At 68.9% G+C, this 15327-nt stretch carries 12 protein-coding genes; 10 read left to right on the forward strand and 2 right to left on the reverse strand.

Features of this window, described 5'->3' with window-relative positions; genetic code table 11:
- Positions 1-8: 8 nt before the first annotated feature.
- The 3 genes from F0357_RS18440 to lpdA all read left to right on the forward strand — a co-directional run bounded on the left by F0357_RS18440 (position 9) and on the right by lpdA (position 4533).
- On the forward strand, positions 9-1400 hold the full coding sequence (locus tag F0357_RS18440) for a pyruvate dehydrogenase complex E1 component subunit beta (RefSeq protein WP_153485662.1): 1392 nt from the start codon (positions 9-11) through the stop codon (positions 1398-1400).
- Between the two features lie 138 nt (positions 1401-1538).
- Positions 1539-2897 (forward strand): pyruvate dehydrogenase complex dihydrolipoamide acetyltransferase, encoded by a 1359-nt coding sequence (locus tag F0357_RS18445; protein ID WP_153485672.1) that lies wholly within the window; start codon positions 1539-1541, stop codon positions 2895-2897.
- A 220-nt stretch (positions 2898-3117) separates the two neighbouring features.
- Entirely contained in the window at positions 3118-4533 is a 1416-nt protein-coding gene (gene lpdA / locus F0357_RS18450; RefSeq protein ID WP_153485675.1) for a dihydrolipoyl dehydrogenase, read from the forward strand.
- A 338-nt stretch (positions 4534-4871) separates the two neighbouring features.
- On the opposite strand, the gene tyrS is transcribed toward lpdA, so the two are convergent.
- Positions 4872-6125 carry a tyrosine--tRNA ligase gene (gene tyrS, locus F0357_RS18455; protein ID WP_153485679.1) on the reverse strand — a complete coding sequence of 418 codons (1254 nt, stop codon included), beginning with the start codon at positions 6123-6125 and terminating at the stop codon, positions 4872-4874.
- Positions 6126-6302: 177 nt separating this feature from the next.
- Here tyrS and F0357_RS18460 point away from each other — a divergent pair, with 177 nt between their 5' ends.
- Both F0357_RS18460 and F0357_RS18465 read left to right on the forward strand, forming a co-directional pair.
- Positions 6303-6551: a type II toxin-antitoxin system ParD family antitoxin gene (locus F0357_RS18460; RefSeq protein WP_153485689.1), complete on the forward strand. Its 249-nt coding sequence runs from the start codon at positions 6303-6305 to the stop codon at positions 6549-6551.
- A 19-nt stretch (positions 6552-6570) separates the two neighbouring features.
- Positions 6571-7707 (forward strand): anhydro-N-acetylmuramic acid kinase, encoded by a 1137-nt coding sequence (locus tag F0357_RS18465; protein WP_376767813.1) that lies wholly within the window; start codon positions 6571-6573, stop codon positions 7705-7707.
- A 64-nt stretch (positions 7708-7771) separates the two neighbouring features.
- On the opposite strand, the gene F0357_RS18470 is transcribed toward F0357_RS18465, so the two are convergent.
- Complete coding sequence (locus tag F0357_RS18470; RefSeq protein ID WP_153485697.1) at positions 7772-8428, reverse strand: alpha/beta hydrolase; 657 nt, start codon at positions 8426-8428, stop codon at positions 7772-7774.
- Positions 8429-8932: 504 nt separating this feature from the next.
- Between F0357_RS18470 and F0357_RS18475 the strand changes: the two genes are divergently transcribed.
- The 5 genes from F0357_RS18475 to F0357_RS18495 all read left to right on the forward strand — a co-directional run bounded on the left by F0357_RS18475 (position 8933) and on the right by F0357_RS18495 (position 15241).
- Positions 8933-10096: a cysteine desulfurase family protein gene (locus F0357_RS18475; RefSeq protein ID WP_312861659.1), complete on the forward strand. Its 1164-nt coding sequence runs from the start codon at positions 8933-8935 to the stop codon at positions 10094-10096.
- A 175-nt stretch (positions 10097-10271) separates the two neighbouring features.
- Complete coding sequence (sufB, locus tag F0357_RS18480) at positions 10272-11747, forward strand: Fe-S cluster assembly protein SufB (RefSeq protein ID WP_153485712.1); 1476 nt, start codon at positions 10272-10274, stop codon at positions 11745-11747.
- Positions 11748-11865: 118 nt separating this feature from the next.
- Positions 11866-12630, forward strand: coding sequence for a Fe-S cluster assembly ATPase SufC (sufC, locus tag F0357_RS18485; protein ID WP_153485716.1), 765 nt, complete (start codon positions 11866-11868; stop codon positions 12628-12630).
- 14 nt (positions 12631-12644) lie between these two features.
- On the forward strand, positions 12645-13988 hold the full coding sequence (gene sufD, locus F0357_RS18490) for a Fe-S cluster assembly protein SufD (RefSeq protein WP_153485725.1): 1344 nt from the start codon (positions 12645-12647) through the stop codon (positions 13986-13988).
- Positions 13985-15241: an aminotransferase class V-fold PLP-dependent enzyme gene (locus F0357_RS18495; RefSeq protein WP_153485734.1), complete on the forward strand. Its 1257-nt coding sequence runs from the start codon at positions 13985-13987 to the stop codon at positions 15239-15241. Before sufD ends, F0357_RS18495 begins: the two co-directional genes overlap by 4 nt.
- The last annotated feature ends 86 nt before the right edge of the window (positions 15242-15327 follow it).

Raw genomic sequence — 15327 nt, forward strand, 5'->3', positions numbered from 1 at the left:
AGAGGGCGATGCCGATCGATATCCTGATGCCCGCGCTCTCCCCGACCATGGAGGAGGGCAAGCTCTCCAAGTGGTTGAAGAAGGAAGGCGACACGGTGAAGTCCGGCGACGTGATCGCCGAGATCGAGACCGACAAGGCGACCATGGAAGTGGAAGCCGTCGACGAAGGCACCGTCGCCAAGATCCTCGTGCCCGCCGGCACCGAAGGGGTGAAGGTCAACACCCCGATCGCCGTGCTCGCCGGCGAGGGTGAGGACGCCTCCGCGGTTCCGGCCGCGAACGGCAAGGACACCGCGCCGGCCCCGAAGGCCGAAGCGGCTCCGGCCGCCGCGCCTGTCAGTGCGCCGGCGGCCTCCGTGCCCGCCGCGCCGATCGCCCACGCCCCTGTGGCCGATCCGGACGTTCCGGCCGGCACCGAGTTCGTCACCCAGACGGTCCGCGAAGCGCTGCGCGACGCCATGGCCGAGGAGATGCGCCGTGACGGCGACGTCTTCATCCTGGGCGAGGAAGTCGCCGAATATCAGGGCGCCTACAAGATCACCCAGGGCCTCCTGCAGGAGTTCGGCGCCCGTCGCGTCATCGACACGCCGATCACCGAGCACGGCTTCGCCGGCCTCGCCGTCGGCGCCGCCTTCAACGGGCTGAAGCCGATCGTCGAATTCATGACGTTCAACTTCGCCATGCAGGCAATCGACCAGATCATCAACTCCGCCGCCAAGACGCACTACATGTCCGGCGGCCAGGTGACCTGTCCGATCGTGTTCCGCGGACCGAACGGCGCCGCGGCGCGCGTGGCTGCCCAGCACAGCCAGGACTACGCCGCCTGGTATTCGCAGATCCCCGGCCTCACCGTCGTGCAGCCCTATTCGGCCGCCGATGCGAAGGGCCTCCTCAAGGCGGCGATCCGCAGCCCGAACCCGGTCGTCTTCCTCGAGAACGAGATCCTCTACGGTCACTCGTTCGAGGTGCCGAAGCTCGACGATTTCGTCCTGCCGATCGGCAAGGCGCGCGTCGCCCGCTCCGGCAAGGACGTCACCCTCGTCTCCTTCGGCATCGGCATGACCTATGCCCTGAAGGCGGCCGAGGAACTCGCCGGCCTCGGTATCGACGCCGAGGTGATCGACCTGCGCACCATCCGTCCGATGGACACCGCGACGGTCGTCGAGTCGGTGAAGAAGACCGGCCGCGCCGTCACCATCGAGGAAGGCTTCCCGCAATCGGGCGTCGGTGCCGAGATCGCCACGCGCATCATGACCGAGGCGTTCGATTATCTCGACGCTCCGGTGCTGCGCGTCACCGGCAAGGACGTGCCGATGCCCTATGCCGCCAATCTCGAGAAGCTCGCGCTGCCGTCGGTGGCCGAGGTGATCGCGGCGGTCAAGGCCGTCACCTACCGTTGAGCCGGTCGGCTCGCCGGCGGGCCTCATCGTCCGCCGCCCGCGACCCCGCGAGAGGGGCGCGCGGCGGCGGCCAGCCCGGCGAAGCCCGTGCGGTTTTCCGAATGCGAAACTCGGGTCTTCGAGCCTGAGGGGGACCATATGCCGATCGACATTCTCATGCCGGCCCTGTCTCCGACCATGGAGAAGGGCAACCTTGCCAAGTGGCTCGTGAAGAAGGGCGACCAGGTCAAGTCGGGCGACGTCATCGCCGAGATCGAGACCGATAAGGCGACCATGGAAGTGGAAGCCGTCGACGAGGGTATCGTCGGCGACATCCTCGTTCCCGAGGGCACGCCCGACGTCGCCGTGAACGCCCGCATCGCGGTCCTGCTCGGCGAAGGCGAGGACGCGAGCGCGCTCGCCGCCCCGGCGAAGACGGCTCCGGCCGCCGTGCCGTCGGCGGTCGCGACCGCCGAGACGCCCGCGCCGGCCCCGGCCAAGGCCGACGACGCCGGTGCCCAGCCGCGCGCCGGCCTGAACGGTGGCGCGGCCGCGAACGGTCACGGTGAACGCCTGTTCGCCTCGCCGCTCGCCCGCCGCCTCGCCAAGGAACAGGGCCTCGACCTCGGCGCCATCAAGGGCTCCGGCCCCCACGGCCGCATCGTCAAGAGCGACATCGAGGCGGCCGCCGGTGCCGGCACCGCCAAGGCCGCTCCGGCGCCCGCCGCGACCGCCTCGGCCTCGGCTCCGGCCGCCGCGCCGGTGGCGCTGCCGACCGGCCTCTCCGACGAGGCCGTGCTGAAGCTGTTCGAGCCGGGTAGCTACGACGTCGTGCCCCACGACGGCATGCGTAAGGTGATCGCGCGCCGCCTGCTCGAGTCGAAGCTGACGATCCCGCACTTCTACCTGAGCCTCGACGTCGAGCTCGACGCGCTGCTGAAGCTGCGCGCCGATATCAACGACGCGGCCCCGGTGGTCGACGGCAAGCCGGCCTACAAGGTCTCGGTCAACGACTTCGTCATCAAGGCGCTCGCCGCCGCCCTCAAGGCGGTGCCGGATGCCAACGTGACGTGGACCGAAGGCGGGATGCTGAAGCACAAGGTGGTCGATATCGGCGTGGCCGTGTCGCTGCCGGGCGGGCTCATCACCCCGGTGGTGCGCAACGCCGACCGCAAGACGATTTCGGCGATTTCCAACGAGATGAAGGATCTCGCCGCCCGCGCCCGCGCCAAGAAGCTGAAGCCCGAGGAATATCAGGGCGGCTCCACGGCGGTCTCCAACCTCGGCATGTACGGGGTCAAGGACTTTGCGGCGATCGTCAATCCGCCCCATGCGACGATCCTCGCGGTCGGCGCCGGCGAACAGCGCCCGGTCGTCCGCGGCGGCCAGCTCGCTGTCGCGACCGTGATGACGATCACGCTCTCCACCGACCATCGTGCGGTCGACGGCGCCCTCGGCGCCGAGCTCGGCGCGGCCTTCAAGGCGGCGATCGAGAAGCCGCTCGGCCTTCTGGTCTGACGCACCGCCGCATCCTCGCTCAGGGGATGCGGCGGGCCTTTTCGCCCTCCGCGCGGTCGCGGCGGGCGTCATCGCCGGCGAGCGGCGCCGATACGGCGCGCCGCGGCGGCCTGAACCGAATTTTCCCCGCCCGCTCTCCTGGTCGCCGCTGAAGACGGTGGTGGCCGAGCGGGGCCTCCGTCCGGTTGGTGTGGAGGCGTGCCAGGGCTTGGAGATTGAGATGAGCAACGCCTACGACGTCATCGTGATCGGGTCCGGCCCGGGCGGCTATGTGACGGCGATCCGCGCCGCGCAGCTCGGCTTCCGCACCGCGGTGGCCGAGAAGACCCATCTCGGCGGCATCTGCCTCAACTGGGGCTGCATTCCGACCAAGGCGCTGCTGCGCTCGGCCGAGGTGTTCCACTATATCGAGAACGCCAGCGCCTACGGCCTGTCCGCCTCGAACCCGAGCTTCGACATCGCGGCCGTGGTGAAGCGCTCGCGCGGCGTCGCCGGGCAGCTCTCGATGGGCGTCGCCGGCCTTCTGAAGAAGAACAAGGTCGACGTGATCTGGGGCAGCGCCAAGCTGACCGCGCCGGGCAAGATCGCCATCGTGGCCGCCGACAATGCGCCCCGTGGCGCGCTCGGCGGCGGCGATTATGAGGCCAAGCACATCATTGTCGCGACCGGCGCCCGGCCGCGCGCGCTGCCCGGTATCGAGCCGGACAAGAAGCTGATCTGGACCTATTTCGAGGCGATGGTGCCCGACACCTTCCCGAAATCGCTCCTCGTCATGGGCTCGGGTGCGATCGGCATCGAATTCGCCTCGTTCTACCGCACCATGGGCGCCGAGGTGACGGTGGTCGAGGTGCTGCCGCAGATCCTCCCCGTCGAGGACGCCGAGATCGCGGCGCACGTGCGCAAGCGCCTCGAGAAGCAGGGCATCAAGATCTTCACCGACACCAAGGTCAGCGCGGTGAAGAAGGGTGACAACAGCGTCACCGCGACGATCGAAGGCAAGGACGGCGCCAAGCAGGACATCACGGCGGATCGCCTGATCTCGGCGGTCGGCGTCGTCGGCAACATCGAGGGCCTCGGCCTCGAGGCGCTCGGCGTGAAGACCGAGCGCGGTTGCATCGTGACCGACGGCCTCGGCCGCACAAACGTGCCGGGCCTCTATGCGATCGGCGACGTCGCCGGCCCGCCGATGCTCGCCCACAAGGCCGAGCATGAAGGCGTGATCTGCATCGAGGCGATCAAGGGTCTGCACGTCCACCCGCTCGACAAGTCGAAGATCCCGGGCTGCACCTATTGCCAGCCGCAGGTCGCCTCGGTCGGCCTCACCGAGGCCAAGGCCAAGGAACAGGGCCGCGAGATCCGCGTCGGCCGCTTCCCCTTCATCGGCAACGGCAAGGCGATCGCGCTCGGCGAGCCGGAAGGCCTCGTCAAGACGATCTTCGACGCCAAGACCGGCGAGCTGCTGGGCGCCCATCTCGTCGGCGCCGAGGTGACGGAACTGATCCAGGGCTTCGTGATCGCGATGAACCTGGAAACCACCGAGGAAGAGCTGATCCACGCGGTGTTCCCGCACCCGACGCTCTCCGAGACGATGCACGAGAGCGTCCTCAACGCCTACGGCCGCGCGATCCACATCTGACGACGAGGCGGGCGTTTCGGCAGGGTCGGAACGCCCGTTTGCAACTTTACCGGCGAGGATGCGTTTTGGCGTCCCGGCGCCGCCGCTCCCTTCTCCCCCTCGGGGAGAAGGTGGCCCGATAGGGCCGGATGAGGGGATTTCTTTTTAATTACAGAGTTTTATGAAGCGAGCCTCGGCGCCCTCCATCGGGCGTTCAGCGTCGCTCCGTCGCAATTGAGTGCGAAGGAGTACACCAAACGGCCGAGTGTGTGCGGCCCCTGGATGGCCGGCACAAGGCCGGCCATGGCGACGGAGGGGCCGGACGCCCCTCAGGAGACGGGCCTGCTAGAGCAGGCCCCTCACACCGGCCGGAGCAGCACGTGCTTCTTGCGGCCGACGGAGACCTTGATGACGCCTTCGGGCGTCAGGTCGCCGGTGCCGAGCACGGTGCGCTCGTCTTCCATCGCCTTGTCGTTGATGCGGATGCCGCCGCCCTGGACGTGCCGGCGCACTTCGCCGTTCGACTTGGCGAGACCGGCTTTGACCACGGCCGTCAGCAGCCCGAGCCCGGCTTCGAGCTCCGCGGCCGGGATTTCGACCGTCGGCAGGCTCTCGGCGAGGGCGCCCTCCTCGAAGGTGCGACGGGCCGTCTCGGCCGCGGCCTCGGCCGCCTCGCTGCCGTGCAGGAGCCGCGTCGTCTCGGTCGCCAGCACCTTCTTGGCCTCGTTGATCTCGTTGCCGCCGAGCGCCGCGAGCTTGGCGATCTCGCCGAGCGGAAGGGTGGTGAAGAGCTTGAGGAAGCGCTCGACGTCGGCATCCGCCGTGTTGCGCCAGAACTGCCAATAATCGTAGGGCGACAGCAGGTCGGCATTGAGCCACACCGCACCGGCCGCGGTCTTGCCCATCTTGGCGCCCGAGGCGGTGGTGAGGAGCGGCGTGGTCAGGCCGAACAGGTCGGCGTCGATCATGCGCCGGCCGAGATCGATGCCGTTGACGATGTTGCCCCACTGATCCGAGCCGCCCATCTGCAGCACGCAGCCATGGCGCTTGTGCAGTTCCACGAAGTCGTAGGCCTGCAGGATCATGTAGTTGAATTCGAGGAAGGTCAGCGGCTGCTCGCGGTCGAGCCGCAGCTTCACCGAATCGAAGGTGAGCATGCGGTTGACGGTGAAATGCCGCCCCACGTCGCGCAGAAGCGGGATGTAGAGGAGCTCGTCGAGCCAGTCCGCGTTGTTCGCCATCACCGCGCCGGTCGCGCCGCCGTCATAGCGCAGGAAGCGCTCGAACGCCTTGCGGATGCCGACGATGTTCTCGTCGATGACCTCGTTCGAGAGCAGTTTGCGGCTCTCGTCCTTGCCGGAGGGATCGCCGATCTTGGTGGTGCCGCCGCCCATCAGCGTGATCGGCCGGTGCCCGGTCTCCTGGAGCCAGTGCAGCATCATGATCGAGATCATGTGGCCGACGTGCAGGCTCGATCCGGTCGCGTCGAAGCCGATATAGGCCGTGATCGGCCCCGCCTTCGCCTTCGCGTCGAGGCCCTCGAGGTCCGAGCACTGATGGATGTAGCCGCGCTCGGAGAGGACGTTGAGGAAATCGGACTTGAGACTGGTCATCGGCATCGTTCCGTAGGCGGCCGGGCGGTCGCCGAGTGTCGCGGCGCTCTATAGCGGCAAAAGCGGCGGGAGGCCATTGGTGAACGGAACTCGAGATCATCGAGCGTGATCTCGAATGCCGCATTATGCAGTCGAATGCACATTTTCTGATATTGTGGCGTCACTGCGGGATGGGGAATGGCAGTGGACGTGTCGCTGGGCGAACGCTGGGAGTGTTTTATAGAACGTGCGGTGAGCACCGGACGCTATACCTCGGCACGCGAGGTCATTTGCGAGGGGCTTCGGCTGCTCGAACAGCGCGAGACGAAGCTGAAGGCGCTTCGCGAGACGGTGAACGACTCGATCGCCGGCGGTGAGGGGATCGACGACGGCGCGCTCGATGCCTTTCTGGAGGCGCAAGCTGCGGCGATCGTTCGGCGTGGCTAGTCCAATCGGAGTACTGACCGTGACCCAAGCCGTGAACCGTCTCGTGCGCGCCGTCGGGCTGATGAGCGGCACGTCTATGGATGCCGTGGACGTCGCCCTGATCGAAACGGACGGCGAGGGGATCGTCCGCCGCCTCGCCGCCGGCGAGCGGCCCTACCGGGACGACGAGCGCGCGGCGATTCGCGCCGCGCTCCCCGTGGCGGCCGGCCTCGCGGATCGGGCCGCCCGTCCCGACGCGCTCGCCCGGGCGGAGCGGATCGTCACCGAGGTCCACGCCGAGGCGGTCGAGACCTTCCTCGCCGACCACGCCATCGATCCCGCCACCATCGACGTCGTCGGCTTCCATGGCCAGACCGTCTTCCATGCGCCGGAGCGTGCGCTGACGATCCAGATCGGCGACGGCCCGGCGCTCGCCGCGCGGCTCGGCATCGATGTCGTCTACGATCTGCGGGCGGCGGACATGCTGGCGGGCGGGCAGGGCGCGCCGCTGGTGCCGGCCTATCACCGGGCGCTGGCGGAGGCGGCGGGCCTCGATCTTCCCGTCGTGCTCCTCAATCTCGGCGGCGTCGGCAACATCACGTTCGTCGGTGCCGACGGCACCCTGATCGCCTTCGATACGGGGCCGGCGAACGCCCTCGTCGACGATCTGCTGCTCGAACGGCTCGGACGGCCGATGGACGAAGGCGGCCGCATCGCCGCCGCCGGCCACGTGGATTCAGCCGCGCTCGCGGCGCTGCTCGACCATCCCTATTTCGCAGCGCCGCTGCCGAAGTCGCTCGACCGCAACGCCTTCTCCCGCGCGCCGGTCGCCGCCTTGTCGACGGAAGATGCCGCGGCGACGCTCGTCGCCTTCACCGCCGAGACGGTCGCCGCCGGCCTCCGCCTCGTTCCGCAGGCCCCGAATCGCATCGTCGTGTGCGGCGGCGGGGCGAGGAACCCGACTTTGCTCGCCGCCGTCGCCGCCGCGACCGGCGTCGCCACGACCACCGCCGACGCGCTCGGCTGGTCCTCGGCGGCGATGGAGGCGGAGGCGTTCGGCTACCTCGCCGTCCGCTCGCTGAAGGGCCTGCCGCTCACGTTCCCCGGCACCACCGGCGTCGCCGCGCCGACGCTGGGTGGCGTCCTCGTGCGGACGCCCCGCCGCGCGGCAGCCTGACCGGGGCTCGGAAACGAAAAAGGCGCCCGCGGGGGGCGCCTTTTGCAGAGGTCTCGGAGAGACGTCAGGCCGCGCTGGTCGCGACGCCGAGCCGCTTGTCGAGATAGCCGGCGCACTCTTCGAGCAGCACGTCGACATGATCCTCGAAGAAGTGGTTCGCGCCCGGGATCACCTTCTGCTCGATGACGATGCCGCGCTGCGTCTTGAGCTTGTCGACCAGGGTCTGCACGTCCTTCGCCGGCGTCACCTTGTCGATGTCGCCGTGGACGATCAGGCCCGACGACGGGCAGGGCGCCAGGAACGAGAAATCATAGAGATTCGGCTGCGGGGCGATCGAGATGAAGCCCTCGACCTCCGGCCGCCGCATCAGAAGCTGCATGCCGATCCAGGCGCCGAACGAGAAGCCGGCGATCCAGCACGACCGCGCATCCGGGTGCACGGTCTGCACCCAATCGAGCGCCGCCGCCGCATCGGACAATTCGCCCGAGCCGTGATCGAACGCACCCTGGCTGCGGCCGACGCCGCGGAAATTGAAGCGCAGCACGGCGAAGCCGCGCTTCGCGAACATGTAGAAGAGCTGATAGACGACCTGGTTGTTCATCGTGCCGCCGAATTGCGGGTGCGGATGAAGAACGAGGGCGATCGGCGCGTTCCGCTTCTTGGCCGGCTGGAAACGTCCTTCGATGCGGCCGGCCGGGCCGTTGAAGATGACCTCTGGCATGGGGGAATGCGCTCTCCTGAAAGTCGATGTTTGGGCGGCGGTCGCGGCCGGGGCTCGAAGGCAGGACGGATGGCGTTCGGCCGCGGATCGGTCGGCGTCGCCGTGGCCGGTCGAGGCGCCGCCGCGAACCGGTTCGTTCGCGCCCGGATTCGCTCGCCGGACCGCCTGTCCGGGCCGAACCGCCTCGGCCTCCTCGCCTTGACGGAACCTGAGCCGCTCCCTACAACCGAGACCGTTAGAATAGTTCGAATGGCCGCCGATTGCACGACGGGCCGCCACGCCCCAGCCCCTTTTGAGAGGGCCGAGGAACGGCGAACCGGACCCTCGGTCGACCGACAGCGGCCGGTTATCGTCGGCTACGTTTGAATTTGCAAGCGCGACGGGATAGAGCCGGCCTTCGCGCCCAATATGGGGTGCGGTGAGCGGAGCGGGAGTCCTCGGATCGAGGGCGTCGTGTCCGTGGGGCCGGGATCCGGCGGGCCGAGTGCGGTGGAGAGAGACGGGGTGTCGGGCGAACGCGCCTTCCTGGACTGGAACGCCGGTGCCCCGATGGGCGCCGCGGCGCGTGCTGCCCTCGTGTCTGCCCTCGATCGCGTCGGCAACGCCTCGTCCGTTCATGCCGAAGGGCGTGCCGCCCGCAATCTCGTCGAAGGTGCGCGCCGCTCGGTCGCCGCGCTCGTCGGGGCCGATCCCGAGCGTGTCCTCTTCACGAGCGGTGGCACCGAGGCCAACGCCACCGCGCTCACGCCGGATCATAAGGTCGGCGGCAAGCCCTTCCGCGCGCGCCGCCTGTTCGTCTCCGCGGTCGAGCACCCGTCGGTGCTCGCCGGTGGCCGCTTCGCGGCGGAGGATGTCGAGACGCTTCCCGTCGACGGCGCCGGTCGGCTCGATCTCGCCGCGCTGGAGCGTCGGCTCGCGGCGTTCGGCGGCGATGTCCTCGTCTCGGTGATGGCGGCGAACAACGAGACCGGCGTGATCGAGCCCGTCGCCGAGGCGGCCGCCCTGGTCAAGGCCGCCGGCGGACTCTTCCACGTCGACGCAGTGCAGGCGGTCGGAAAGATCCCCGTGTCCGCTGCCGCGATCGGCGCGGATTATCTCACGGTCTCGGCGCACAAGATCGGCGGCCCCCAGGGCGTCGGCGCGCTCGTGCTCGCCGCGCCCGATACGGAGCCCGCGGCGCTCCTCACCGGCGGCGGACAGGAGCGGCGCCGTCGGGCGGGCACCGAACCCGTCGCGCTGATCGGCGCCTTCGGTGCGGCGGCGGCGGAAATCGCCGAGCATGTCGCGGACGGCAGGGCAGTTCGTCGTCTCAGGGACTGGCTTGAAGGGCGATTGGACCTTATCTGTCCTGCGACGGTGATCTTCGGGCGCGAGGCCGTGCGGCTGCCGGGCACCGTGAGCTTCGCGGTCGAAGGCGTCAGTGCCGAAACGGCCATGATCGCCCTCGATCTCGCCGGTGTGGCGGTGTCGTCGGGCTCGGCCTGTTCGTCGGGAAAGGTGCTGCCCTCTCACGTGCTCGCGGCGATGGGCGTCGACCCGGCGCTCGCGAAAGGCGCGATCCGGGTGAGCTTCGGGTGGTCCACGACGGAGGGCGATCTCGCCCGGTTCGTCGAAGCCTGGACCCGTCTCGTCGAGCGGCTCGGGGTGAGGGCGCGACACGCGGCGTGAGCGCCACGGAAATCGGGCGGTGCGAACCGTCGGACGGAACGACGCGGCGCAAGCCGCAAGGAAGAGGCGGAACGCCCCCGAGCGACCGGGGCGCATCGCGACGGATCGGAGAGGTCGCCGTTTTTCAGGGCTTCTGCACCCGCGGTCCTTGAAACCGCTGTGGATGGAGAGAGCGATGCCGGCAGTTCAGGAGACGATCGACCGCGTGCGGGCGATCGACGTCGATCAATACAAGTACGGGTTCGTCACCGACATCGAGTCGGAGACCATCCGAAAGGGCCTCGACGAGGAGGTCGTCCGGATCATCTCGGCCAAGAAGGGCGAGCCGGAGTGGATGACGGAGTGGCGCCTCGATGCGCTGCGCCGGTGGCAGACGATGAGCGAGCCGACCTGGGCGCGCGTCGAGTACCCGCCGATCGACTTCCAGAACCTGCATTATTATTCCTCGCCGAAATCGACCGCCGGGCCGAAGAGCCTCGACGAGGTCGATCCGGAGCTGCTCAAGACCTACGAGAAGCTCGGCATTCCCCTGCGCGAGCGGGAGATCCTCGCCGGCGTCGAGGGCGCGGGCAGCCGCGTCGCGGTCGATGCGGTGTTCGATTCCGTCTCGGTGGTGACGACCTTCAAGGACGAGCTCGCCAAGGCCGGCGTCATCTTCTGCTCGATCTCCGAGGCGCTGCGCGAGCACCCGAATCTGGTGCGGAAATATCTCGGTTCCGTCGTGCCGGTGACCGACAATTTCTATGCGACGCTGAACTCGGCCGTCTTCTCCGACGGCTCGTTCGTCTATGTGCCGGAGGGCGTGCGCTGCCCGATGGAGCTGTCGACCTATTTCCGCATCAACGAGCGCAACACCGGCCAGTTCGAGCGCACCCTGATCATCGCCGAGAAGGGCGCCTACGTCTCCTATCTCGAGGGCTGCACCGCGCCGATGCGCGACGAGAACCAGCTCCACGCCGCGGTGGTGGAACTCGTCGCCCTCGACGACGCCGAGATCAAATATTCGACCGTGCAGAATTGGTACCCGGGCGATCCGGAAGGCCGTGGCGGCATCTACAACTTCGTCACCAAGCGGGGCGATTGCCGCGGCCGCAACTCGAAGATCTCGTGGACCCAGGTGGAGACCGGTTCGGCCATCACCTGGAAATATCCGAGCTGCATCCTGCGCGGCGACAATTCCCGCGGCGAGTTCTATTCGATCGCGGTGTCCAACGGCCGGCAGCAGATCGATTCCGGCACCAAGATGATCCATCTCGGCAAGAACACGTCGAGCCGCATCATCTCCAAGGGTATCTCGGCCGGCAAATCGTCCAACACCTATCGCGGCCTCGTTCAGGCGAACCGCAAGGCGGACAACGCGCGCAACTACACCCAGTGCGACTCGCTGCTGATCGGCGACGCCTGCGGCGCGCATACGATCCCCTATATCGAGGCGAAGACGCCGAGCGCGGTGTTCGAGCACGAGGCGACCACGTCGAAGATCTCCGACGCCCAGCTCTTCTATTGCCGCTCCCGCGGCATTCCCGCCGAGGAGGCGGTGGCGCTGATCGTCAACGGCTTCGTCAAGGACGTGATCCAGCAGCTCCCGATGGAGTTCGCCGTCGAGGCTCAGAAGCTGATCGGCGTGAGCCTCGAAGGCTCGGTCGGCTGATCGTCGCCCCGGGCCGGTCTCCGGCCCCTTCATCGCAGACTCTTGCGGCCGGCGCGGCGCCGCCCCTCTCGCAGGACGCGGCGCCCCGGCCCCGACATCAGGACAAGGACGCAACACCATGCTCGAGATCCGCAACCTCCACGCCTCCGTGGACGACCGCGAGATCCTGAAAGGCCTCGATCTCACCGTGCCCGCGGGCGAGGTGCACGCCATCATGGGGCCGAACGGCTCCGGCAAGTCGACGCTCTCCCACGTGCTCGCCGGTCGCGACGATTACGAGGTGACGGACGGTACCGTCCTCCTCGACGGTCAGGACATCCTCGCGCTCGCGCCCGAGGAGCGCGCGGCGGCCGGCATCTTCCTCGCCCTGCAATATCCGATCGAAATCCCGGGCGTCTCCAACATGACGTTCCTGAAGACCGCGCTCGGCGCCCAGCGCAAGGCGCGCGGCGAGGCGGAGCTCAGCACCGCCGAGTTCATCAAGCGCGTCAAGGCGGCCTCCGAAAAGCTTGGCATCTCTCAGGATATGCTGAAGCGCGGCGTCAATGTCGGGTTCTCCGGCGGCGAGAAGAAGCGCAACGAGATCCTTCAGATGGCGGTGCTGGAGCCGCGCCTCGCGGTGCTCGACGAGACCGATTCCGGCCTCGACATCGACGCCCTGCGCATCGTCGCGGACGGCGTCAACGCCCTGCGCGCGCCGGACCGGGCGATGCTCGTCATCACCCATTATCAGCGCCTGCTCGACTACATCGTGCCGGACGTGATCCACGTCCTCGCGGGTGGCCGCATCGTCAAGACCGGCGGGCGCGAACTCGCGCTCGAGCTCGAAGCCCGCGGCTATGCCGAATATGTCGGCGGCGAGCCGGCCGGGCGGGCGGCGTGAGCGGAGGGATCGCCATGAGCATCGAGCCGCGCCGTGTGGTGACGGCGGCCGAGAGCGAGATCGCATCCCGCTTCGCCGCGCGCGTCGCCGAGGAACCGGCGGCGATCACCCGCCGCCGCGAGGCCGCCATCGCGGCGCTCGCCCGCGACGGCCTGCCGAACCGGCGGGTCGAGGCCTATCGCTACACCGACCTGAAGGCCGCGGTCCGCGCCTTCCATCCTGCCGCCGCGCCGGCCGACGCGGCGCAGGCCGAGACCGCGTTCGCCCGCGCCTTCGCTGGGCTCTCCGCGCTCGACCACCGTATCGTCTTCGTCGATGGCCATTACAGCCCGGCGCTGTCCCGGCTCGCGACCCTCGACGGGGCCGTGACTGTGTCGCCGCTCGCGCCGGACCTGTTGGCGGATTCGCCCCATGCCCAGGCGGTCGGCCATCTCGCCGACGGCGTCGCCGCGGACCCGGTCGTCGCCCTCAACACCGCCTTCTTCGGCGACGGCACGGTGATCCACGTCGCCCCGGACGCGACGATCGCCAAGACCGTCGCCATCGTCCACATCGCGACCGGCAGCGCGCCGGCCTCGACCCACGTCCGCCACGTCGTCACCATCGGCCGCGGCGCCACCGTGCGTTTCTTCGAACAGCATGCCGGCGCGGAAGCCGCCGAACGGCAGTCGAACACGGTCGTCGAGCTCGACATCGGCCCGCGGGCACAGGTCGCCTGGGCGCGGCTCCAGGAGGAGGGGCTTTCGTCCCTCCATCTCGGCTCGCTCGTCGTCCGCCTCGGCGAGGCCGCCGAATTCGACCACCTTTCCGTGGTGTTCGGCGCCGGCCTGTCGCGCCATCAGGGCTTCGTCACCTTCGCCGGGCCGCATGCCCGCGCCGGCTTCGAGACCGTGACGCTGATCGACGGACGCCGTCAGGCCGACGCGACGCTCGTCGTCAACCACGCGGTGCCGGACTGCGTCAGCCGCGAGCGCTTCCGCGCCGTCATCGACGACGAGGCGCGTTCGATCGTCCAGGGCCGCATCAACGTCGCGCCCCAGGCCCAGCGCACCGACGGGCGGATGATGACCCAAGCCCTCGTCATCGGCGAGGGGGCGGAATCGATCAACAAGCCCGAGCTCGAGATCTTCGCCGACGACGTCCAGTGCGCCCACGGCGCCACCTCCGGCCGGCTCGATCCGCAGGCGGTGTTCTATCTGCGCTCCCGCGGCCTGCCGCGGCGCGAGGCGGAGGCGCTGCTCGTCGAGGCCTTCCTCGCCGAGGCCCTGGTCGCCTTCCCGGACGAGGCGCTGGCCGAGGCCCTCGCCGAGCGCCTGCGCGCCCGGCTCGCGGCCCGCGGGGCGGAGGTCGCCGCATGAACGCGCCCGTGAGCGCCGAGCCCCGTACCGTCCGTCCGTTCGACGTCGCGAGCGTGCGCGAGGATTTCCCGATCCTCGCCCGCGAGGTCTACGGCAAGCCGCTCGTCTATCTCGACAACGGCGCCTCGGCCCAGAAGCCGCGCGCCATGCTCGACCGGATGATGCGCGCCTACACGGAGGAATATGCCAACGTCCACCGCGGCCTGCATTTCCTCTCGAATGCCGCGACGGACGCCTACGAACACGCCCGCGAGGCGGTGCGCCGCTTCCTCGGCGCCGGCTCCACCGAGGAGATCGTGTTCACCCGCTCGGCGACCGAGGCGATCAACCTGGTCGCGTCGAGCTTCGGCGGCATGGTGATCGGGGAGGGCGACGAGATCGTCATCTCCGACATGGAGCACCATTCGAACATCGTGCCCTGGCACTTCCACCGTGAGCGCCGCGGTGCGGTGATCAAGTGGGCGCCGGTCGGCGACGACGGCAGCTTCGACCTCGCCGCCTTCGAGGCCCTGATCGGCCCGCGCACAAAGATGGTCGCGCTGACCCACATGTCGAACGTCACCGGCACGGTCACGCCGGTTGCCGAGGTGGTCCGTATCGCCCATGCTCACGGCGTGCCGGTGCTGATCGACGGCAGCCAGGGCGCGGTCCACCTGCCGATCGACGTGCGCGCCCTCGACGTCGATTTCTACGTCTTCACCGGCCACAAGCTCTATGGGCCGACCGGCATCGGCGTGCTCTACGCCAAGCGCCGCCATCTCGAGGCGATGCCGCCTTATCAGGGCGGCGGCGAAATGATCGCGACCGTCAGCCGCGAGGTCGTCACCTACGGCGACCCGCCGTTCAAGTTCGAAGCCGGCACGCCCGCGATCGCCGAGGCGATCGGGCTCGGCGCGGCGATCGAATATCTCGAAAGCTTCGACCGCGCCGCCCTGCTCGCCCACGAGGAGCGGCTGCGCGATTATGCCCACGAGCGCTTGTCGAAGCTGAACTTCGTGCGCATCTACGGGCAGGCGCCGGGCAAGGGCGCGATCGTGTCGTTCACGATCGAGGGCGCTCACGCCCACGATGTCGCGACCGTGCTCGACCGCGAGGGCGTCGCGGTCCGTGCCGGCACGCACTGCGCCATTCCGCTGTTGGAGCGCTTCGGGGTGACGGCGACCTGCCGCGCCTCCTTCGCGCTCTACAACACGGTGGAGGAGGTCGATCGCCTCGCCGAGGCGATCGAAAAGGCCCACCGCTTCTTCAGGTGACGGGTGAGTAGCATGGAAGAGGCTCCGATCGTCCACGCGCCCGAGCCAGACGCGCCCGAGACCGACGCACGCCCGCTCGCCGCGGC

It is taken from the genome of Segnochrobactrum spirostomi, from assembly GCF_009600605.1.
Lineage (GTDB): Bacteria > Pseudomonadota > Alphaproteobacteria > Rhizobiales > Segnochrobactraceae > Segnochrobactrum > Segnochrobactrum spirostomi.